This window comes from Thauera carbonicopians, from assembly GCF_025699485.1.
Classification (GTDB): Bacteria; Pseudomonadota; Gammaproteobacteria; order Burkholderiales; family Rhodocyclaceae; genus Thauera.
In genome coordinates, this window is record NZ_JANUXN010000004.1 from 311,689 (window position 1) to 332,147 (window position 20,459).

General features: G+C 66.0%; 16 protein-coding genes. 6 read left to right on the plus strand and 10 right to left on the minus strand.

Annotated elements, in window-relative coordinates; genetic code table 11:
- The first annotated feature begins 69 nt into the window (after nucleotides 1-69).
- Nucleotides 70-582: a 1,6-anhydro-N-acetylmuramyl-L-alanine amidase AmpD gene (gene ampD, locus NX068_RS08820; protein WP_442806715.1), complete on the plus strand. Its 513-nt coding sequence runs from the start codon at nucleotides 70-72 to the stop codon at nucleotides 580-582.
- Between the two features lie 44 nt (nucleotides 583-626).
- Here ampD and NX068_RS08825 read toward each other — a convergent pair whose 3' ends face one another.
- Complete coding sequence (locus NX068_RS08825) at nucleotides 627-1,793, minus strand: nucleotide sugar dehydrogenase (protein ID WP_263460896.1); 1,167 nt, start codon at nucleotides 1,791-1,793, stop codon at nucleotides 627-629.
- A 448-nt stretch (nucleotides 1,794-2,241) separates the two neighbouring features.
- Between NX068_RS08825 and NX068_RS08830 the strand changes: the two genes are divergently transcribed.
- A complete protein-coding gene (locus tag NX068_RS08830; protein WP_263460897.1) occupies nucleotides 2,242-3,072 on the plus strand; it encodes a lytic transglycosylase domain-containing protein in 831 nt (276 codons plus the stop codon).
- Nucleotides 3,073-3,079: 7 nt separating this feature from the next.
- Here NX068_RS08830 and NX068_RS08835 read toward each other — a convergent pair whose 3' ends face one another.
- Complete coding sequence (locus NX068_RS08835) at nucleotides 3,080-4,249, minus strand: pyridoxal phosphate-dependent aminotransferase (RefSeq protein WP_263460898.1); 1,170 nt, start codon at nucleotides 4,247-4,249, stop codon at nucleotides 3,080-3,082.
- Between the two features lie 96 nt (nucleotides 4,250-4,345).
- Nucleotides 4,346-6,205, minus strand: coding sequence for a phosphoenolpyruvate carboxykinase (GTP) (locus NX068_RS08840; RefSeq protein WP_263460899.1), 1,860 nt, complete (start codon nucleotides 6,203-6,205; stop codon nucleotides 4,346-4,348).
- A gap of 429 nt (nucleotides 6,206-6,634) precedes the next feature.
- On the opposite strand from NX068_RS08840, the gene NX068_RS08845 reads away from it, so the two are divergent.
- The 3 genes from NX068_RS08845 to pbpG all read left to right on the plus strand — a co-directional run bounded on the left by NX068_RS08845 (nucleotide 6,635) and on the right by pbpG (nucleotide 11,486).
- On the plus strand, nucleotides 6,635-8,908 hold the full coding sequence (locus NX068_RS08845) for an NADP-dependent malic enzyme (RefSeq protein ID WP_263460900.1): 2,274 nt from the start codon (nucleotides 6,635-6,637) through the stop codon (nucleotides 8,906-8,908).
- Nucleotides 8,909-8,975: 67 nt separating this feature from the next.
- On the plus strand, nucleotides 8,976-10,109 hold the full coding sequence (locus NX068_RS08850; RefSeq protein ID WP_263460901.1) for a patatin-like phospholipase family protein: 1,134 nt from the start codon (nucleotides 8,976-8,978) through the stop codon (nucleotides 10,107-10,109).
- Nucleotides 10,110-10,343: 234 nt separating this feature from the next.
- Entirely contained in the window at nucleotides 10,344-11,486 is a 1,143-nt protein-coding gene (pbpG, locus tag NX068_RS08855) for a D-alanyl-D-alanine endopeptidase (RefSeq protein ID WP_263460902.1), read from the plus strand.
- Between the two features lie 6 nt (nucleotides 11,487-11,492).
- On the opposite strand, the gene NX068_RS08860 is transcribed toward pbpG, so the two are convergent.
- Complete coding sequence (locus NX068_RS08860) at nucleotides 11,493-12,329, minus strand: IclR family transcriptional regulator (protein ID WP_268740088.1); 837 nt, start codon at nucleotides 12,327-12,329, stop codon at nucleotides 11,493-11,495.
- Between the two features lie 419 nt (nucleotides 12,330-12,748).
- Here NX068_RS08860 and NX068_RS08865 point away from each other — a divergent pair, with 419 nt between their 5' ends.
- A complete protein-coding gene (locus NX068_RS08865; RefSeq protein WP_263460904.1) occupies nucleotides 12,749-13,519 on the plus strand; it encodes a pseudouridine synthase in 771 nt (256 codons plus the stop codon).
- A 76-nt stretch (nucleotides 13,520-13,595) separates the two neighbouring features.
- On the opposite strand, the gene NX068_RS08870 is transcribed toward NX068_RS08865, so the two are convergent.
- From NX068_RS08870 to NX068_RS08895, 6 genes are all read right to left on the minus strand, one after another.
- Complete coding sequence (locus NX068_RS08870; RefSeq protein WP_263460905.1) at nucleotides 13,596-13,835, minus strand: hypothetical protein; 240 nt, start codon at nucleotides 13,833-13,835, stop codon at nucleotides 13,596-13,598.
- 397 nt (nucleotides 13,836-14,232) lie between these two features.
- Nucleotides 14,233-15,432 carry an ABC transporter permease gene (locus tag NX068_RS08875; RefSeq protein WP_263460906.1) on the minus strand — a complete coding sequence of 400 codons (1,200 nt, stop codon included), beginning with the start codon at nucleotides 15,430-15,432 and terminating at the stop codon, nucleotides 14,233-14,235.
- A 16-nt stretch (nucleotides 15,433-15,448) separates the two neighbouring features.
- Nucleotides 15,449-16,657: an ABC transporter permease gene (locus NX068_RS08880; RefSeq protein WP_263460907.1), complete on the minus strand. Its 1,209-nt coding sequence runs from the start codon at nucleotides 16,655-16,657 to the stop codon at nucleotides 15,449-15,451.
- Nucleotides 16,654-17,361 carry an ABC transporter ATP-binding protein gene (locus NX068_RS08885; protein WP_263460908.1) on the minus strand — a complete coding sequence of 236 codons (708 nt, stop codon included), beginning with the start codon at nucleotides 17,359-17,361 and terminating at the stop codon, nucleotides 16,654-16,656. Before NX068_RS08885 ends, NX068_RS08880 begins: the two co-directional genes overlap by 4 nt.
- A gap of 13 nt (nucleotides 17,362-17,374) precedes the next feature.
- A complete protein-coding gene (locus NX068_RS08890) occupies nucleotides 17,375-18,517 on the minus strand; it encodes an efflux RND transporter periplasmic adaptor subunit (protein WP_263460909.1) in 1,143 nt (380 codons plus the stop codon).
- Between the two features lie 30 nt (nucleotides 18,518-18,547).
- Nucleotides 18,548-20,284 (minus strand): glutamine--tRNA ligase/YqeY domain fusion protein, encoded by a 1,737-nt coding sequence (locus NX068_RS08895; RefSeq protein WP_263460910.1) that lies wholly within the window; start codon nucleotides 20,282-20,284, stop codon nucleotides 18,548-18,550.
- Nucleotides 20,285-20,459: the final 175 nt, after the last annotated feature.

The following is a 20,459-nucleotide window of genomic DNA, read 5'->3' on the forward strand; positions in this document are numbered from 1 at the left end:
ACCTTGGCGCGCGCGGGGTTTGCTGTTAACGTCGCTGCGCCATTGTCGTTCAGGATCGCCGTGAGCATTGTGAACCTTTACCTGCCTTCACCAAACTTCGACGAGCGCCCCGAGGGCGAAAGTATTCGCCTCATCGTCGTGCACGCGATCAGCCTGCCGCCGGACCAGTTCGGCGGGCCGGGGGTGGCGCAGTTGTTTACCAACACCCTCGATCCGGATGGGCATCCTTACTACGCCTCGATCCATCATCTGCGGGTGTCGGCCCATTACTTCATCCGCCGCGACGGTAAGGTAGTCCGCTTCGTCGATCCGGTGTTGCGGGCCTGGCACGCGGGGGTGTCGAGCTGGAACGGGCGGGAGCGCTGCAACGACTTCTCGATCGGAATCGAGCTGGAAGGCTGCGATACGCTGCCATTCGAGGATGTTCAATACCGGCAACTGGCCGGGCTCATCGACGAACTGAAGCGCCACTACCCGATCGAGGCAGTTGTCGGACATGCCGACATCGCGCCGGGCCGCAAGACCGACCCCGGACCTTTCTTCGATTGGGCCCGGCTCCGGCGCGATCTCGAAAGCATGTGAGGCAAGCGGCCGGCAACCGGCGCAATGCGCTGATGCCGGGAACCTCAGTCGCAGCCAAACAGATCTCTGGTGTAAACCTTGTCCTGGACGTCCGCCAGCTTTTCGGTGTAGCGGTTTGCGATGATCACGTCCGATTCCTGCTTGAAGGTTTCGAAATCGTTTTCCACCCTCGAGTTGTAGAAGTGAGGCGTTGTGAGTTCAGGCTCGTAGACGATGACTTCGATGCCCTTTGCCTTGATCCGCTTCATGATTCCCTGAATGCTGGAGGCGCGGAAGTTGTCCGAGCCGGCCTTCATGATGAGGCGGTAGATGCCGACGACCTTCGGGTTGCGCCGGATGACTTCGTCGGCGATGAAATCCTTGCGCGTCGTGTTTGCTTCGACGATGGCGTGAATCAGGTTTTGTGGCACGTCACGGTAGTTGGCCAGCAACTGCTTGGTGTCCTTGGGCAGGCAGTAGCCGCCGTAGCCGAAGCTGGGATTGTTGTAGTGCTTGCCGATACGTGGGTCCAGGCAGACGCCGTCGATGATCTGGCGGGTGTCCAGGCCGTGGGTGGCGGCATAGGTGTCCAGTTCGTTGAAGTAGGCGACACGCATGGCCAGGTAGGTGTTGGCGAAGAGTTTGATGGCTTCGGCTTCGGTGCTGTCCGTGAATAAGGTGGGGATGTCCTGCTTGATCGCGCCTTGCTGCAGCAGCCTGGCGAAAGTTTCGGCGCGGGGCGATTTTTCGCCGATGATGATGCGGCTGGGGTGGAGGTTGTCGTGCAGCGCCTTGCCTTCGCGCAGAAACTCCGGCGAGAAAAGCAGTTTGTCCGTGCCCAGCGTTTGCCGCGCCCTGACGGTATAGCCGACCGGCACGGTGGATTTGATCACCATCGTCGCCTGCGGGTTGATGGCGATGACATCCTCGATGACGGATTCGATGGAGGCGGTGTTGAAGTAGTTGGTCTGGGGGTCGTAGTCGGTGGGCGTGGCGATGACGACGAAATCCGCCCCTTGGTAGGCTTCACGCCTGTCCAGCGTGGCGCGGAAGTCGAGCGCTTTGTTGTTCAGGTAATCCTCGATCTCCCTGTCTTCGATGGGGGATTGTTTCCGGTTGAGCAGGGCGACTTTCTCGGGGACGACATCCAACGCCACCACTTCGTTGTGCTGGGCAAGCAGGATGGCGTTGGAAAGGCCGACGTAACCGGTGCCGGCGATAGCGATTCTCATGAATTTTCCCGTACTTGACTGTGTGTCGTGGTATGCCGCCGGATTCTCTCACGATCTGATTCGGGTGAGGCGTGAGGTTTTTGGCTGTGCGCGGGCTGGGTGCCTGTGGTAGGCGCGAGCGCAAATTGTGGCGTCAAGTTTTGACAAAATGTTTTTGCCGCAATAAAATCCGTTCGATGCTGCTTTGCAGCAATCTTATTGGCTCATAAATCGATCTCGGTGCGGCGCCTTCCCCCTGGGGAGACGCAGTTTCATGGACGCACGCACCGCGGGGCCCGCTGTCTGGTTGCGGCGACGGGCTTGAACACCTACTGGCGACCGAGTGTGACTGCACTCAGGAGCGGCCGATCCGCCGCTTCGGAGACGGCTTGCGCGATACCTGCGCAGGCTTCTGGATGCCCACCATGGCAATCCTGCGCAGCCCTCAGGCCACAGCATGGAGGACACCATGAAACACGCAACTCGAATCAACGCGCTCGCGCGTCAGGCGAGCGGGGCCGTGTTTGGTATTGCGCACGGTGCCGTTCTTTTTTTTGGCCTTGCGGGCATGGCCTACCTGGGGTACGACGACGGCAGCCGTCCTGCGATCGGTTATGCCGATCTGCGCGTGCAGGGCAAGGCGGCGCCGACGGTGAGCGAAGCAGCGATGGCGCAGGCAGATGCCTATCGCGCCCAGCCGGCGCTGGTGGTGCCGCAAAAGCCGGAGCCGGCTCTGGTTGCGCCGAGCACTCGAAAGTCGTCGGCGCTTGCATCGCTCCGCATGCCGGACTTCGGTCTGGACTCCGGAGACGATGGGCTGTCACCCGAAATGCTCCGGGTGCGCGACTGGATCACCGATACCTATCGGGTGCCGGGGGATGTGATCGAACCGGCCTTGATGGCGGCCGAGGAGTCGGCCGAGGAGCATGGCTTCGATCCCCTGCTGATCGTCGCGATCATGGCGGTCGAGTCCAGCTTCAATCCGCGCGCGGTCAGCAACATGGGTGCCCAGGGTCTGATGCAGGTCATCCCGCGTTATCACCAGGACAAGATCGGCCAGGGGCGCGGCAAGTACGCGTTGTTCGACCCGACCCTGAACGTGCGCGTGGGCACATTGGTGCTGCAGGAGGGACTGCAGCGCTACGGTTCCCTGCAGCGCGCCCTGCAGTACTACAACGGCTCGCTGAAGGATCCGAACGCGCGCTATACGCGCAAGGTGATGGCGATCAAGAAGCGCCTGGTGGCGGCTTCGGGCCGTGAAACCGTGGTGCGGAACGAAACACCGGCGTCCGCCGGCTGACACCCGCCTACAGCTTGAGCCGGGCGATGCGCTCGGCGGCTTCCAGCAGGCGCTCGCGCCGCGTCGTGTAGGCGATGCGCAGGTGCCGGCGCGGCAGATGGTGGCCGAAGTCCAGGCCGGGCGTGGCCGCGACGCCGGCTTCCTCGATCAGACGGTGCGCCAGCGCTTCGGCATCGTCCGCCAGCTTCGACACATCGGCGTAGATGTAGAACGCCCCCTGCGGCTCGGTCGCCACCGTGAAGCCGAGGCTGCGCAGCGCCGGCAGCAGGGTGTCGCGGCGCTCGCCGAACTCATGTCGGCGCGCCTCCAGAATCTCCACCGTCTCCGGGCGGAAGGCCGCCAGCGCAGCATGCTGCGCCGGCGTCGATGGCGAGATGAAGAAGTGCTGCGCGAGCTTCTCGATGTCGCGCACGATGCCGGCCGGTGCTACCAGCCAGCCCAGGCGCCAGCCCGTCATGCCGAAATACTTCGAGAAGCTGTTGACCACGAATACGTCGTCGGCGGCATTCAGCGCAGGACGGGCTAGGGCGGTCGCCGCCTCCACGCCGTAGCTGAGGCCCTGGTAGATCTCATCGACGATCAGCACACCGTTCCGGGCATGCGTGACGGCGTGCAGCGCAGCGATTTCGTCGACATCCAGCAGGGTGCCGGTCGGGTTCGAAGGCGTCGCCACCATCAGGCCGCGGCAGCGGCTGCTCCACGCAGCCTCGACCTGCGCCGGTGTGGGCTGGTAGCGGCTCGCGGCATCCACCGGCAGTCCTCGCGCCCGGCCTTCGAAGCTGCGCACCAGATGGCGGTTGGATGGGTAGCCCGGATCGGGCAGCAGCCATTCGTCTCCCGGCTCGGTCGTCGCCGCCAGCGCCAGCATCAGTGCCCCCGATGCGCCTGAGGTGACGATGATGCGCTCGGGGGCGACGTCGGCACCGAAGCGATCCTGGTAGAAGCGGGCGATGGCTTCACGCAGTGAGGGCAGGCCCAGACCGGCGGTGTAATGGACATCGCCGCCGGCGATGAAGCGTGTCGCGGCGTCGATGACGGGCTGCGGCGTGGGGAAATCCGGTTCGCCGACTTCCATGTGGATGATGTCGCGGCCCTGCGCTTCCAGTTCGCGCGCGCGGCGCAGCAACTCCATGACGTGGAAGGGCTGGATGTCGTCGAGGCGGGTCGAGCGGTGCATGGCTTGATCGTCCTGGTGAAGGTGGGGTGGATGTTCCCCTGAAAGCGAAAAAGCGCCGACCAGCGGCGCTTTTTCGTTCTGGAGCCGGCCGGTGTCTCAGTCGGTGTTCAGCGCCAGTTCGAACAGCTCGCGCTTCAGCGCCAGTTGGCGCGGCAGGCGGTCCTGCAGTTTGTCGAACCACTCCTTGTGGGAGTTCAGCTCGGTGCGCCAGGCGTCGGCATCGACCTGGGTCAGGGCTTCGAACTCTTCGCGGCTGATGTCGGTGCCGGTCCAGTCGAGATCCTCGAAGCGCGGCATCCAGCCCAATGCGGTTTCCTTGGCGGAGATGCGACCCTTGCAGCGGTCGATGATCCACTTCAGCACGCGCATGTTGTCGCCGAAGCCGGGCCACATGAATTCGCCCTTCTCGTTCATGCGGAACCAGTTCACGCAGAAGATCTTCGGCGTGTCCTCGACGACGTGGCCCATGCGCAGCCAATGGTTGAAGTAGTCGCCCATGTGATAGCCGCAGAAGGGCAGCATCGCGAACGGGTCGCGGCGCACCACGCCCTGCGCGCCGAAGGCGGCAGCGGTGGTTTCCGAGCCCAGCGTCGAGGCCATGTAAACACCGAAGTTCCAGTTGAAGGCCTGGTATACCAGCGGCACCGTGGTGGCGCGGCGGCCGCCGAAGATGAAGGCCGAGATCGGTACGCCGGCGGGATCTTCCCAGGCGGAGTCGATCGACGGGCACTGGCCGGCCGGGGCGGTGAAGCGGGCGTTGGGGTGCGCAGCCTTGCGGCCGGTTTCCTTGGCGATCTCGGGCGTCCAGTCCTTGCCCTGCCAGTCGAGCAGGTGGGTGGGCGCTTCCTTGCTCATGCCTTCCCACCACACGTCGCCGTCGTCGGTCAGGGCGACGTTGGTGAAGATGATGTTTTCCTTCAGCGTCGCCATGGCGTTGAAGTTGGTCTTCTCGGAGGTGCCGGGAGCGACGCCGAAGAAGCCCGACTCGGGGTTGATGGCGTAGAAGCGGGTGCTGCCGTCGGCTTCCTTGCGCGGCTTGATCCAGGCGATGTCGTCGCCCACGGTGGTGATCTTCCAGCCGTCGAAGCTCTTCGGCGGGATCAGCATGGCGAAGTTGGTCTTGCCGCAGGCCGACGGGAAGGCGGCGGCGACGTAGCTCTTCTCGCCTTCGGGCGACTCGACGCCGAGGATCAGCATGTGCTCGGCCAGCCAGCCTTCGTCACGTGCCATGGTCGAGGCGATGCGCAGCGCGAAGCACTTCTTGCCCAGCAGCGCGTTGCCGCCGTAGCCCGAGCCGTAGGACCAGATTTCGCGCGTTTCGGGGAAATGCACGATGTACTTGGTGGTGGGGTTGCACGGCCAGCGGCTGTCCTTCTCGCCGTGCGCCAGCGGTGCGCCGACGCTGTGCACGCAGGGCACGAACTCGCCGTCGGTGCCGAGCACCTCGATGGCGCCCTTGCCCATGCGGGTCATCGTGCGCATGTTGGTGACGACATAGGGGCTGTCGGAGATTTCGACGCCGATGTGGGCGATCGGGCTGCCGAGCGGACCCATCGAGAACGGAACCACGTACATCGTGCGGCCGTGCATCGAACCCTTGAACAGATCGTTCAGGGTGCCGCGCATGACTGCGGGGTCTTCCCAGTTGTTGGTGGGGCCGGCGTCGACCTTGTCCTTGGAGCAGATGAAGGTGCGGTCCTCGACGCGGGCGACGTCGGAGGGGTCGGACCAGGCGAGGTAGGAGTTCTTGCGCTTTTCCGGGTTGAGCTTGATCAGCATGCCGGATTCGACCATTTCGGCGCACAGGCGGTCGTATTCTTCCTGCGAGCCGTCGCACCAGACCACCTGATCGGGTTCGGTGAGGGCGGCGATTTCGCCGACCCACTTCTTGAGGCCTTCGTGGCGAACGTATTCGGGGGCAGCGGCAATGGCCGCCTGGGCGTGGTTCTGAGACATGTGTACAGCTCTCCCGTGCTGTGATGCGAAACCATTCCCGTCGGTCGGCCATCGTCGAGGCGGTCTGCTGCCTGGCCGGCGGGCTGCGTGGGTGCCGGTGGCACCCGATGTCCGGTCTCGGTTCCACGAAGGCGGGCCGCGACCGGTGAAAGCCCATAATTATGCCACGACCGATGCCGGATCATGAATTGGATATGCTCGTAAGTGATTGGCAGGCCAGGGTGCGTTTAAGATGGGCGTGCGCGGCGCATTGCTTTCCTTTCAGTTTCCTTTCATATCGCAAATCACGTTTTCGGAATGCGGAAAATTGGTAATCGCGGTATCCTCGGCAGGGCCGCGCGAGTGCCGCCCTGCCTGCTCTGATGCCGGGAGCGGTCGATGGTGCGTGCCGCGCACTCCATACCCAGAAGACGAGACAGGAAAGAGACCATGGATGAACTGATTCGCAGTGCCGCCCTCGACTATCATCGTTATCCGCGTCCGGGCAAGATCTCGGTGACGCCGACCAAGGTGCTGTCAAACCAGCGGGACTTGTCGCTGGCGTATTCGCCCGGGGTGGCGGCCGCCTGCGATGCCATCGTCGAAGACCCCGCACAGGCCGCGGAGCTCACCGCGCGCTCGAACCTGATCGGCGTCGTCACCAACGGCACCGCGGTGCTGGGGCTGGGCAACATCGGCCCGCTGGCGTCCAAGCCGGTCATGGAAGGCAAGGGCGTGCTGTTCAAGAAGTTCGCCGGCATCGACGTCTTCGACCTCGAGATCGACGAGCCGGACGCCGACAAGCTGATCGACATGATCGCCGCGCTCGAGCCGACTTTCGGCGGCATCAACCTCGAGGACATCAAGGCGCCGGAATGCTTCTACATCGAGAAGAAGCTGCGCGAGCGCATGAAGATTCCGGTCTTCCACGACGATCAGCACGGTACCGCGATCGTCGTCGGCGCCGCCATCCTCAACGGCCTGCACCTGCAGGGCAAGGCGCTGAACCAGGTCAAGGTGGTGACTTCGGGCGCCGGCGCTGCGGCGCTGGCCTGCCTGGGTCTGCTCGAAAAGCTCGGCGTGCCGGTCGACAACATCTGGGTCACCGACATCGAGGGCGTGGTCTATGAGGGGCGCACCGTGCTGATGGACCCGATCAAGGCACGCTACGCCAAGAAAACCGATGCCCGCACGCTGGGCGAGATCATCGAAGGCGCCGACGTCTTCCTCGGCCTGTCGGCGGGCGGCGTGCTGAAGCCGGAGATGGCGGCGAAGATGGCGCCGCGGCCGATGATCCTGGCGCTGGCCAATCCGACGCCCGAGATCCTGCCGGAGCAGGTCAAGGAAGTGCGCGACGACGCGCTGATCGCCACCGGCCGTTCGGACTATCCGAACCAGGTCAACAACGTGCTGTGCTTCCCCTTCATCTTCCGTGGTGCGCTCGACGTCGGCGCCACCACGATCTCCGACGAGATGCAGCTTGCCGCGGTGAAGGCGATCGCCGAACTGGCGCGCGTCGAGCAGAGCGACATCGTCGCGGCCGCCTACGGTGAGAAGGTCGGCGGCTTCGGCCCCGACTACATCATTCCGCGTCCTTTCGACCCGCGCCTGATCGTCAAGATCGCGCCCGCGGTGGCCGAGGCGGCGGTGACCTCGGGCGTGGCGACGCGGCCGATCACCGACTGGGATGCCTATCGTGCCCAGCTCAACAATTTCGTCTGGCAGTCCGGCCTGATCATGAAGCCGGTGTTCGCCGCCGCACGCGCGAATCCGAAGCGCATCATCTTTGCCGAAGGCGAGTCCGAGAAAGTGCTGCGCGCGGTGCAGCAGGTGGTCGACGAAGGCTTGGCGCGCCCGATCCTGATCGGCCGTCCCGAGGTCGTGAAGTCCAACGTCGAACGCTTCGGCCTGCGCATGCTGGCCGATCGCGACTACGAATTGGTCAACCCCGATTCGGATCCGCGCTTCAACCAGTTGTGGCAGCACTACCACGAACTGATGGAACGCCACGGGGTGTCGGTGGAGTACGCCAAGAAGGAAGTCCGCCGCCGCACGACGCTGATCGGCACGCTGCTGCTCAAGTTCGGCTACGGCGACGGGCTGATCTGCGGCACCTACGGCATGCACCGCCTGCACCGCGAGTTCGTCGAATCCGTGCTCGGCCGTCGCGAAGGTGTCGAGCATCTCTACACGGTCAACCTGCTCAGCCTGCCGGGTCGCACCCTGTTCCTGGCCGACACCTATGTCAATTACGACCCGACGTCGGAGCAGATCGTCGAGATGACCTTGCTGGCGGCCGAGGAAATGAAGCGCTTCGGTGTCGAACCGAAGGTGGCCCTGCTGTCGCATTCGTCCTTCGGTTCGGCTGATTCGCCGACCGCCGAGAAGATGCGCGCTGCGCTGCGCGCGCTGCACGAACAGCATCCCGATCTCGCCGTCGAAGGCGAAATGCATGGCGACTCGGCGCTGGATGCCAGGCATCGCCTGCAGATCTTCCCCAACGCCAGGATGCGCGAGGATGCGAACCTGCTGATCTTCCCGACCCTGGATGCGGCCAACATCGCCTTCAACCTGCTCAAGAACGCCGCGGGCGAAGGCATGACCGTGGGGCCGATCCTGCTGGGCGCGTCCAAGCCGGTCCATATCCTGACGCCTTCGGCCACCGTCAGGCGCATCATCAACATGACGGCGCTGACCGTCGTCGAAGCCGGCCAGGGAGATTGATGCGCTTGCCGCCTCCCGCCTTCATCGTTCATCCTCCGCGCATGGCAATACGCGGGCATGATGGACGATGACGGCAGGGAGGCCGCAGACAGCGCTGGTTCTGACGGGCGGCGGCGCACGTGCCGCCTATCAGGTCGGAGTGCTCGCCGCGGTTTGTGAACTGCGCGGCCGCCGCGCGGGCAACCCCTTTCCCATCCTCTGCGGCACCTCGGCGGGGGCGATCAACGCCGTGGCGCTGGCGGTGTTCTCGCGCAGCTTCAAGCATGGCGTGTCGCGGCTCGAACACATCTGGCGCAATCTCCACGTCGATCAGATCTACCGTGCCGATGCGCCCGCCGTGCTCGGCAGTATCGGGCGCTGGGGCCTGGCGCTGACGACCGGCTGGGCCGTGCGCCAGACACCCCGTTCGCTGCTCGACAACACGCCCTTGGGCGAGTTGTTGGGCCGGGTGCTGGATTTCGCCGAAATCGGCCGCGCCATCGAGCGCGGCCACCTGCGGGCGCTGAGCGTCACGGCTTCCGGCTACGCCTCGGGCGAAAGCCTGACCTTCTTCGAGGCCGCAGCCGACATCCTGCCGTGGCGGCGCACGCATCGCATGGGCGTGCGCAGCTGCATCGGCGTCGATCACCTGATGGCCAGCAGCGCCCTGCCTTTCGTCTTTCCGGCGGTGCACATTCATCGCGAGTTCTTCGGTGACGGCTCGATGCGCCAGCTGGCGCCGGTCAGTCCGGCAATCCACCTCGGGGCCGACCGGATCATGGTGGTCGGTGCGGGGAGGCTCGCCGAGGAGGTGCGCCAGCGGGGGGAGGATTATCCATCGCCGGCCCAGATCGCCGGGCATGCGATGTCGAGCATCTTTCTCGATACGCTCGCGGTCGATCTCGAGCGGCTCGACCGGATCAACCGAAGCCTGGCGCTGATGACGGACGAAGAGCGGAGAGCCTCGGCCGGCCTGAAACACATCGAAACGCTGGTGATGCTGCCTTCGCGTCGACTCGACGCCATCGCCGGCCGGCATCGCCTGGCCTTGCCGCGTGCCCTACGTACCGTGCTGCGCAGCCTGGGCGCGATGCGCAGCGAGGGTTCGGCGCTGCTGTCCTACCTGCTGTTCGAGCCGGCATTCACGAACGCGCTGATCGAACTGGGCTACGAAGACACGATGGCGCGGCAGGGCGAAGTGAGTGATTTCCTTCGCCTCTAGCGCCGCAGATGGCGCATGGATTCCATGGGGTGGGACGGTTCGGCTGCGTGAATACCACCGTCTCCGGCCTGTGAAGCGACCGAGCATAACGGCATTTTTTGTATCAGGCGATGCCTCGTGACGGTGTTCGTGTGACAATTCGCACCTGCCTGCGAATTTGCTTCAAATAGCCTTGTTATCTGATTATTTTTACTGCAGATTCAAGGAAGGTAATCTCCTGTTGCGCGCCCTGCCATGAAACCACGTTCCCTGCTTGTCGCCGCTGTGATCGGCCTGTTCATGTTGCAACCGGTTTCGAATCTTGCCGAGGCTGCAGCCAGCAAGCCCGCGCGAACCAGTGCCAAGGCCGTACAGAAGAAACCCGTCGCCAAGAAATCCGTGGCAAAGAAGCCTGCCGTGAAGACGGCTGCGTCGAAGAAGAAGGCTGCGGCGAAACCGTCTGCCGGCAAGACGACACGGAATGCCGGGAGCAAGGCTGCTCCGACCGGGAAGGCTCAGCGTGTTTCGGTGCGGATGGCGCCCGCAGCCGCTGCAGCATCGGCCGCCGCGGCTGCGGCCGCAGCGGATGAGGTTGCGCTGGCGCTGGATGCCAACGGCTTCCCGCAACTCGGCTCCAGCGCCTTCTACATCGTCAACCCGGCCAATGGCGAAGTGCTGCTCGAGCGCAATGCCGCCGCGGTGGTACCGATCGCCTCCATCACCAAGCTGATGACCGCGATGGTCGTGCTCGATGCCGGGCAGAGCCTGTCCGAACCGATCGCGATCACCAACGCCGACATCGATACGCTCAAGGGTACGGGTTCGCGCCTGGCCATCGGTACCACGCTGACGCGCGAAGAAATGCTGCATCTCGCCTTGATGTCGTCCGAGAACCGCGCCGCCTCGGCGCTCGCGCGCCATTATCCGGGCGGCGAGCGAGCCTTCATCGAAGCGATGAACGTCAAGGCGCGCCTGCTCGGACTCTGGAACACCCGTTTCCACGACAGCACCGGGCTGAACCCGGCCAACGTCTCCAGCCCGCGAGACCTGGCCAAGATGGTGTCGGCGTCGGCGTCCTATCCGCTGATCCGGGAGTTCTCGACCTCGGCCGAACGTTATGTCGATGTTCGCGGCCGCCTGACCCGCTTCGGCAACACCAACGGCCTGGTCAAGAGTCCCGAATGGTCGATCAGCGTGTCCAAGACCGGCTACATCTCGGAGGCCGGCCGCTGCCTGGTCATGCAGACCTGGCTGCATGACCAGCCGGTGGTCATGGTGCTGATGGATTCCAGCGGACTTTATACCCGCACGGCGGATGCCAAGCGCGTGCGCAAATGGCTGGAGCAAGCCGACAGCGCGCCGCGCATGGCGGCGGCGCCGGTTCGCCGCGAAGGCTGATTCGCCTCAGCGGTGCCCTCGGGCGGCGCGCACGGCGCCATAGCCGAGAGCATGCGAGATTTCATCCGCGGTTTCGCGCACCAGCGGCGCCCAGTCGGGGTTGAAGCGCTCGGACGGTGTCGATAGTGACAGGCCGGCGATCAACTCGCCGCTGTCGTTGCGGATGCCGGCGGCAATGCAGCGCACGCCGGCTTCGACTTCATCCAGGTCGAAGCCCACGCCGTGGCGGCGGACCCGTTCGAGCTCCTTTTCGAGTGCCGGCAAGGTGGTGATGGAAGCCGGCGTCGAAGGCGGCAGCCCGGTGCGCCGGGCATATTCCCGAATGCGCTCGGGGCCGTCCTCGACCAGGAACAGCTTGCCGGTCGCCGTCGTGTGCAGGGGCGCACGAGCACCGACGATATGCACCACGCGCACCGAAGATCGCCCGCTCGAAGTCCGATCCACATAGACGATCTCGTCGCCTGCACGGATACCGAGGTTCACGCTCTCGCCGGTGGCTGCGTGCAGCTTCACCATCATCGGCATGGCGGTTTCGCGCAGCGAGATGCGCGACTTCACCAGGCTGCCCAGTTCCAGCAGGCGGATGCCCAGGCGGTAGATGCCGGCATCCGTGCGGTCGACGAAGCCGCTCTGGGTCATCGCACCGAGAATGCGGTGGGCCGTCGAGGGATGGAGTCCGGTTTCCAGGGCAAGCTGCTTGAGTGGAACCGGGTCGGCATGCTGGGCGAGGACGTCCAGCAGCTTCATCATGCGGTCGATGACCTGAATTGAATTCTTGCCTTCGGTTGCAGCGGGAGCGGGGTCGATCTTCTTGGTGGACACGGCAGTGCTCTGTACGAGCATTCGATGGATTGTCAGGAGTGCGAATCTTACCCGCCCACCTTGATTTCGCCTAATGAAATGAAGTGCGATCCAATGGCACGCGTGCCGTCCCGGTTGTGGGCGATAATGCCGCCTTGTCTCCATCGACCCTTCAGCCGGGAGCTGTCTTGAACACGATTCGCCGAACTCCGCCCACGCCCGCGCCCTCGCAGATCAGCGGTACGCTCAAGCTGCGTCCGCGTAAGGCGGAAGCTGCCGATGGCGAAGAGCGCAAGGAGGCGGCATCCCAGGAAGCCGAGCGGGCCGCCCGACGCCGGCCGCCAGCCGCCGGTGCTGCGCGACCTGGTGGACGGGGCAAGGCGGCGGGCTCTTCCTCCCACCCGGCTTCGACAGCGCGGAAACCGCGAGCCGATGACGGGCCTGCGGACCGGGAGCGTCCTGTGCCGAGACAGGATGCCCGGGAGCGGGGAGGAGAACCGACGCCTCAGGGCGTGCGCCTGTCCAAGATCATGGCCGAACGCGGCATCTGTTCGCGCCGCGAAGCCGATGAATTCATCGAACGCGGCTGGGTCTTCGTCGATGGCAAGCGGGTCTCCGAGCTGGGCATTCGCGTCGAAGCGGAGGTGCGCATCGATCTCGCACCGGAGGCCAGCCGGGCCCAGCGCCAGCGCGTCACGATCCTGCTGCACAAGCCGGTCGGCTACGTGTCCGGGCAGCCCGAACCCGGTTACGCGCCGGCGGTGAGCCTGATCGGGGCGGCGAATCAGTTCGACCGCGACACCGCGCAACGCTTCCACCCCAGCCAGCTCAAGAATCTCGCCCCCGCCGGGCGGCTCGACATTGATTCGACCGGCTTGCTGGTGCTGACGCAGGATGGCCGCATCGCCCGCCAGTTGATCGGCGACGATTCCAAGGTGGACAAGGAGTATCTGGTGCGGGTCGAAGGCCGGCTCGAGGCCGACGGCCTGGCCTTGCTGAATCACGGCCTCGAACTGGATGGCGTCAGGCTGCGCCCGGCGAAAGTGGAATGGATCAACGACGATCAGTTGCGTTTCCAGTTGCGCGAAGGGCGAAAGCGCCAGATCCGCCGCATGTGCGAACTGGTCGGCTTGAAGGTCGTGGGCCTCAAGCGCGTGCGCATCGGCAAGGTGAAGCTCGGCGAGCTGCCGCTCGGGCAATGGCGCTACCTGCGCGAGGACGAATCCTTCTGATTCAACCGTCTTGGACGGAGCGTACCGAAATGCGGCCACCGGGGACGATGGCCGCAGCTGGATTCAGACCAGCTATTCAGGCTGCCAAAAGCTCGCGTGCCCGGGCCTGCGTCTGCCTTATGCGCTTGTCGGCTTGTTTCAGCTCGGCTGCGTGTTCTGCGCTCAGGCCGCTCACTTCGGCGAAGCAGCCGGCGAGCGGGCAATCGCAACCCGGTGGGCAACCATGCTCGCATGCGCATTCCTGCTGCGTTTCGTCGAGCAGAACCATTTCCCGGATGGCTTCACAGCGACCGAGCGGGGAATCGAGGATGCTCATGACTGTCTCCTTTTTTATGCTGGCCAAGCTTGCTCTGGCTCCGGAAGTATCCCGAATGTCGCGTGAAATACGTCACGGTGCGTCCTTGATTCCAGTCTAGCGTGGCGGGATGGATTTGCCGGGCAATCTGGGCAAAGCTTGACCTGGGTCAACCGAAGGCAATGCGGACGGGATATTCGGCCTGCGTGGCGGATCTGCCGATTTGCCGGGTTTGCGGCAATGGGGATCGGCGAAGGGGCCGCGTTCGTGTTCCCAGCCTGGGCCGGGTGAAGTTTGGGCACAGAATTCCCGGCCGTCCAGCTTGCTGCGCCAGACGTGCCACGGGGCTGGCGCGGCGTCGGCAGAGCTTGCCAGCAGCAGTGCGCCAAGGAGCAGAGCGCGGCGCGCGCCCTTGGGTTCATTCGGCACGCAGGGCCTCCACCGGGTTCAGGCGGGCGGCGCGGCTGGCGGGCAGGATGCCGGCCAGCAGACCGATCAGCACCGCCATGCTTTCGGCGGCGAGGACGAAAGCCCAGGGCGTGCTGACCGGCAGGTCGGGGAGCAACAGGCCGATCGACTGGGCGAGACCCATGCCCGCGGCCAGGCCGATCAGGCCGCCGGCGGCGGAAAGCGCCACGGCTTCGCCGAGGAACAGGCCGAGAACGGTGCGGCGGCGCGCGCCGAGCGCCACCAGCAGGCCGATTTCGCTGGTGCGCTCGGCGACGGCGATGGTCATGATGGTGGCGATACCGACCCCGCCCACCAGCAGCGAGATGCCGCCCAAGGCGCCGACCGCAGCGGTGAGGATGCCGAGGATGTTCGACAGCGTCGCCAGCATGTCCTCCTGGGTGCGCACGGTGAAATCCTCGCGGCCGTGGCGTGCCGTCAGGCTGTGCCTGACCTGATCGACGACGCGTGCGACCGGCACGTTCTCGTCGTAGCTGAGGCCGATCTCCATCAGGCCGTCGCGCTTGAACAGCGCCATGCCGCGCACGGTGGGGATGAAGGCGGTGTCGTCGAGATCGAAGCCGAGGAACTGGCCCTTTTCCTCCATGATGCCGATGACGCGGTAGCGCTCGTCGCCGATCTGCACCCGTGCGCCGAGTGCGTTGCCGGCATCGAACAGCTCGCGCTTGAGCTTGGCGCCGAGCACGACGAAGGCGCGCGCGTTGTCGCTGTCGTCCGGCGGCAGGAAGCGGCCGATGCGCACCCGCATCGCGTAGATGTCCTGCATGCCGGCGCCGACCGCCAGCACCGTGGTGCGCCGCACGCGGCCATTGGCGCGTACTTCGGCGTTGCCGCTGATGTTGCCGGAAACGTGGATGACGTGCGGCAGGCGGGCCAGCGCCGCGGCGTCGTCGAGCGTCAGTTCGCGCGCGGAGGAGGGCAGGCCGGGCGGGCCGCCGCGCGCGCCTTCGCGCCCCGGGGCGATCTCGATGACGTTGGTGCCGAACTGGCCGAACTCCCGCAGCACGAAGCGGTGCAGGCCTTCGCCGAGCGAAGTGAGCAGGATCACTGCGGCGATGCCGACCGCGATGCCGCCCAGCGTCAGCATGCTGCGCAAGCGGTGGGCGGTGATCGAGCGCAGCGCCAGGTGCAGGAGGTCGCGCCAGCTCATGGCATCGTCTGCCTGTTCATCGCTTCGTCAGCGCCTGGACCGGGTCCAGCGCGGCGGCGCGGCGCGCCGGCATGACGCCGAACAGCAGGCCGGTGGTCAGCGCGGTGCCGAGCGCGGCGCTCACCGCCCAGTCTGGCGGCCAGGCAGGCAGGGTGGGAAAGGCGAGCCGGATCGCCCACGCGCCGGCATGGCCGAGCACGAAGCCGGCCAGCGCGCCTGCCAGCGACAGCAGCGCGGCTTCGGCGAGGAAGGCCAGGCGGATCGCCCGGCTGCTGGCGCCCAGCGCCTTCAGCAGGCCGATTTCGCCGGTGCGCTGGGTCACGGCGACCAGCATCACGTTCATGACCAGGATGCCCGCCACTGCCAGGCTGATCGCGGCGATGCCGGCCACACCCAGAGTCAGCGCGCCGAGGATGCGGTCGAAAGTGCCCAGCACCGCGTCCTGGGTGATGACGGTGAAATCGAGCTCGCCCTGGCGGCGTGCGCCCAGCAGCTTCTCGACCTCGCGCTGGGCGGGCAGCAGGGATTCACGGTCGCGCGTCTCGATCATGATGCGGAACAGCGAGTTGGTGTCGAACATCGCCTGTGCGGTGGCGACCGGCACCAGCACCAGTTCGTCCGAGTTCATGCCCAGCCCGCGGCCGGCCGGCCCCATGACGCCGATCACGCGCAGGCGGCGGTCGCCCAGCCGGATCATGCGGCCGATGGCATTCTGGTTGCCGAACAGTTCGGCGCGGATCGTTTCGCCGATGACGGCGACTGCCGAAGCGCGGCGGAAATCCTCGCGCGGCAGGAACTGCCCGCGGGCGACGCCGAAGCCGCGGATGTCGACATAGTCGGCGCTGGTGCCCAGCACCATGACTTCGCGCAGGCGGCCGCCGAAGGAAATCTCGGCACTGCCCATCGCCAGCGGGGCGACGCGCTTGACCTGCGGCAAGCGCAGCAGCGACGCGGCGTCGTCGGTGGTGAGGTCGCGCGGCGTGCTGCTGACGAAGCTGCCCGGGTTGACGCCGCCGGTTTCGTTGCGGCCGGGCAGCACGATCAGCAGATTGGCGCCTAGCGCGGCGAATTCCTCGACGACGAAGCGCCGTGCGCCGTCGCCGAGCGCGGTCAGCATCACCACTGCGGCGACGCCGATCGACATCGCCAGCATCATCAGCGCAGTGCGCTGCGGGTAGCCGAGCGCGGCGCGGGTGGCGAAGCGCAGCGTATCGACGGGGCTCATGACGGATCCGGCGTTGCTGCCGGCGTGCTGCGCAGATCCTGGCGGATGGCGCCGTCCTCCATCAGCAGGTGGCGGCGGGCGCGTGCGCCCATCGCCGGATCGTGGGTGACGACGATCAGGGTAGTGCCGGCGGCGTTCAGCGCTTCGAGCAGGGCCGTGACTTCCTGGCCGGTGGCGCGGTCGAGGTTGCCGGTGGGTTCGTCGGCCAGCAGCATCGCAGGGCGCATGATCGTGGCGCGGGCGATCGCCACGCGCTGGCGCTGGCCGCCGGAAAGTTCGTCCGGGCGGTGGTGGGCGCGCGACTCGAGGCCGAAATCCTTCAAGGCCCGTTGCACGCGTGCGCTGCGCTCGGCCACCGGAACGCCGGCCAGCATCAGCGGCAGGGCGACGTTCTCGGCGGCGGTCAGGCGCGGCACCAGATGGAAGCTCTGGAACACGAAGCCGATGCGCGCGCTGCGCACCGCCGCCTGTTCGTCGGCCGACAAGGTCGTGACGTCGCGGCCTTCGAGGCGGTAATGGCCGCTGTTCGGGCGGTCGAGCAGGCCGAGCAGGTTCAGCAGGGTGGACTTGCCCGAACCGGAAGGGCCCATGACTGCGACGTACTCGCCGGCCTTGATGCGCAGCGACACGTCGTTCAGCGCATGCACCTCGCTGTCGCCGAGCCGGAAGATGCGTTCGATGCCTTCCAGTTCGATCTGCGCCATGCTCTGCTCCGGGCTAGCGGGCGACGGCTTCGATGCTGACCCGCGCCCCGGCCGCGACGCCTGCGCGCTCCAGCGAGGTGACGATGCGCTCGCCGGCGTTCAGGCCGTCAACGATCTCGGTGTGTTCCCAGTTCGACAAGCCGGTACGCACTTCGCGTTCGACCAGCCGGCCGTTTGCTTCCACCAGCACGCGCTGGCCTTCGCGCAGCGCCGCGGTGGGAATGCGTAGCGCGTCGGCGCGCGTGTCGAGCACGATCTCGACGTCGGCGCTGTAGCCCACCAGCATGCCGCGCGCTTCATCGGGGCGGACGAAGTCGATGTCCACCTCCACCGTGCGCGCCTGCTTCTCGACTGCGGTGATATAGGGCGCGATGCGCTTGACGCGGCCTTCGAAGACGGTGGCCGGCATCGCTTCGAGCGTGATCCGCACCGGCTGGCCGGGACGGATCCGCGGGGCATCGATTTCGTCCATCGGTGCCTTGACGTACAGACAGGTGTCGTCGATCAGGTCGATCGCCGGCGGCGTCGGCACGCCGGGCGGGGAAGGAATGGAGATCTCGCCGAGTTCGCCGGTGATCAGCGCCACGGTGCCGGCGAAGGGCGCGACCAGCACCAGGCGCTGGCGGTCGGTCTCGGTGGCGTCGACCTGCGCCTGGGCGGTGAGGACGTCGGCCCGCGCCGTGTCGCAGGCGGCGCGCCGGGCATGGGCTTCGGTGCGGGCCCTTTCCTCGGCGCTGGCCGAGACGAAGCCGCGCTGGACCAGTTGTGCCTGGCGTGCCGCCTCGCGTTCGGCGTTGTCGGCGACGGTACAGGCTTCCCGCACGCGCTGGCGCGCGGCCGCAAGCTGCGCCCTGGCCACCGTCAGCCGTGCTTCGAGATCGCCATGCCACAGCCGCATCAGCACCTGGCCGGCTTCGACGCGGTCGCCTTCCTTGACGCCCAGATAGTCGATGCGGCCGCCGACGATGGTTGCCATCTTGCTGCGCTGGCAGGCTTCGATCTCGCCGGCGCGGGTGTTCGACAGCGTCGCCTCGACCAGCCCGCGCCCCACTTCATGCACCACCACCGCCACCGGCTTGGGCCGCGTCAGCCACCAGCCGGCTGCCGCCAGCAGGATCAGTATGACGAGATAGGGGAGCAGGCGGCGCAGTTTCATGGCGGTGGGGCTCGGTGCTTCCTCAATGGTTCATTTCCCGCCCTTCGCCCACGAATCCTTCAGCGTGACCGTGCGGTTGAATACCGGCGAGCCGGGTTTCGAATCGACGCGGTCGGCGACGAAGTAACCGTGGCGCTCGAACTGGAAGCGGTCCTCGGCCTGGGCGTCCTTCAGCGCCGGTTCCAGCCAGGCGGTGACGGTGCGCTTGCTGTCCGGGTTGATGTCGTCGAGGAAGTCGCGCTCGGTGTCCGGGGCGTCGCCTTCGCGGCGCTGGCCGGGGTGGGGATGGGCGAACAGGCGGTCGTACAGGCGCACTTCGGCCTGGTAGCCGTGCGCGGCCGAGACCCAGTGCAGGTTGCCCTTGACCTTGTAGTTGTCGGCGCCCGGCGTGCCGGACTTGGAGTCGGGCATGTATTCGGCCAGCACCGCGGTGACATTGCCGTCGGCGTCCTTCTCGCAGCCGGTGCATTTGACGACGAAGCCGTAGCGCAGCCGCGCCATGTTGCCGGGGTAGAGGCGGCGGAAGCCCCTGATGGGTTCTTCCATGAAGTCCTCGCGCTCGATCCACAGCTCGCGGCCGAACGGCATCTCGCGCTTGCCGAGCTCGGGCTTGAGCGGGTGCTTGGGCGCCTCGCACAGCTCGGACTGGCCTTCGGGGTAGTTGGTGATGACCAGCCGCAGCGGATCGAGCACGGCGACGCGGCGTTCGGCGGCTTCGTTGAGGTCGTCGCGCATGCACTCTTCGAGCACGCTCATGTCGATCCAGGCGTCGGCCTTGGAGACGCCGATGCGCTCGGCGAAGCGGCGGAAGCCGGCCGGCGTGAAGCCGCGGCGGCGGGCGCCGATCAGGGTCGGCAGGCGGGGGTCGTCCCAGCCGTCGACATGGCCTTCGTTGACGAGCTGGATCAGCTTGCGCTTCGACAGCACGACGTAAGTCAGGTTGAGGCGGGAGAATTCGATCTGCTGCGGCAGCGGGCGCGGGAAGTGGCCTTCGGCCGCCAGCGCGTCGAGCAGCCAGTCGTAGAAGGGGCGCTGGTCCTCGAATTCGAGCGTGCACACCGAGTGGGTGATGTTCTCGATCGCGTCCTCGATCGGGTGGGCGAAGGTGTACATCGGGTAGATGCACCACTTGTCGCCGCTGCGGTGGTGGCTGGCGTGGCGGATGCGGTAGATCGCCGGGTCGCGCAGGTTGATGTTGGGGCTGGCCATGTCGATCTTCGCGCGCAGCACGTGAGTGCCTTCGGCGAACTCTCCGGCGCGCATGCGCTCGAAGAGCTCCAGGTTCTCGGCCACGCTGCGGTCGCGCCAGGGGCTGTTCTTGCCCGGTTCGGTCAGCGTGCCTCGGTTGGTCCGCATCTCTTCGGCCGACTGCGAATCGACATAGGCCTTGCCGGCCTTGATCAGGCTGACGGCGCAGGCGTGCATGGTGTCGAAGTAGTCCGAGGCGAAATACAGGTGTTCGCCCCAGTCGAAACCGAGCCAGTGCACCGCTTCGATGATGGCGTCGACGTACTCCTGCTCTTCCTTTTCCGGGTTGGTGTCGTCGAAGCGCATGTGGCAGACGCCGCCATAGGCTTCGGCGAGGCCGAAATTCAGGCAGATCGACTTGGCGTGGCCGTAGTGCAGGTAGCCGTTCGGTTCGGGCGGGAAGCGCGTCTCGACGCGGCCACCCCATTTCCCGCTGCGAATGTCTTCGTCGATGATGTTGCGGATGAAGTTGCTCGGTGCGGCGGCTTCGGCGCCGGTCTTGCTGTCGGGGTGATTCATCGGATTCAAGGGAGCTGGAGAGTTGCGGGCGGCCTGCCGGCATGGCCCATGGATGCTTGCGATTGGGGTGGATTGTAGCCGATTGGCTCCACCCGTCGGGCCGGGGAGGCAGAAGGGCGGGAAATCGGCTGGATATAATTTGCGCCAAATGCGCTTCGCCCGCGGACGGCGTTCG

Bases quoted from the DNA above. Each gene is read 5' to 3' on its own strand.
- NX068_RS08825 (WP_263460896.1), bottom strand. From the start codon at position 1,793: ATGAGAATCGCTATCGCCGGCACCGGTTACGTCGGCCTTTCCAACGCC.
- NX068_RS08835 (WP_263460898.1), bottom strand. From the start codon at position 4,249: ATGCACCGCTCGACCCGCCTCGACGACATCCAGCCCTTCCACGTCATG.
- NX068_RS08895 (WP_263460910.1), bottom strand. From the start codon at position 20,284: ATGAATCACCCCGACAGCAAGACCGGCGCCGAAGCCGCCGCACCGAGC.
- NX068_RS08875 (WP_263460906.1), bottom strand. From the start codon at position 15,432: ATGAGCTGGCGCGACCTCCTGCACCTGGCGCTGCGCTCGATCACCGCC.
- NX068_RS08890 (WP_263460909.1), bottom strand. From the start codon at position 18,517: ATGAAACTGCGCCGCCTGCTCCCCTATCTCGTCATACTGATCCTGCTG.
- NX068_RS08850 (WP_263460901.1), top strand. From the start codon at position 8,976: ATGACGGCAGGGAGGCCGCAGACAGCGCTGGTTCTGACGGGCGGCGGC.
- NX068_RS08870 (WP_263460905.1), bottom strand. From the start codon at position 13,835: ATGAGCATCCTCGATTCCCCGCTCGGTCGCTGTGAAGCCATCCGGGAA.
- NX068_RS08885 (WP_263460908.1), bottom strand. From the start codon at position 17,361: ATGGCGCAGATCGAACTGGAAGGCATCGAACGCATCTTCCGGCTCGGC.
- NX068_RS08840 (WP_263460899.1), bottom strand. From the start codon at position 6,205: ATGTCTCAGAACCACGCCCAGGCGGCCATTGCCGCTGCCCCCGAATAC.
- NX068_RS08830 (WP_263460897.1), top strand. From the start codon at position 2,242: ATGAAACACGCAACTCGAATCAACGCGCTCGCGCGTCAGGCGAGCGGG.
- pbpG (WP_263460902.1), top strand. From the start codon at position 10,344: ATGAAACCACGTTCCCTGCTTGTCGCCGCTGTGATCGGCCTGTTCATG.
- NX068_RS08860 (WP_268740088.1), bottom strand. From the start codon at position 12,329: ATGCTCGTACAGAGCACTGCCGTGTCCACCAAGAAGATCGACCCCGCT.
- NX068_RS08880 (WP_263460907.1), bottom strand. From the start codon at position 16,657: ATGAGCCCCGTCGATACGCTGCGCTTCGCCACCCGCGCCGCGCTCGGC.
- NX068_RS08845 (WP_263460900.1), top strand. From the start codon at position 6,635: ATGGATGAACTGATTCGCAGTGCCGCCCTCGACTATCATCGTTATCCG.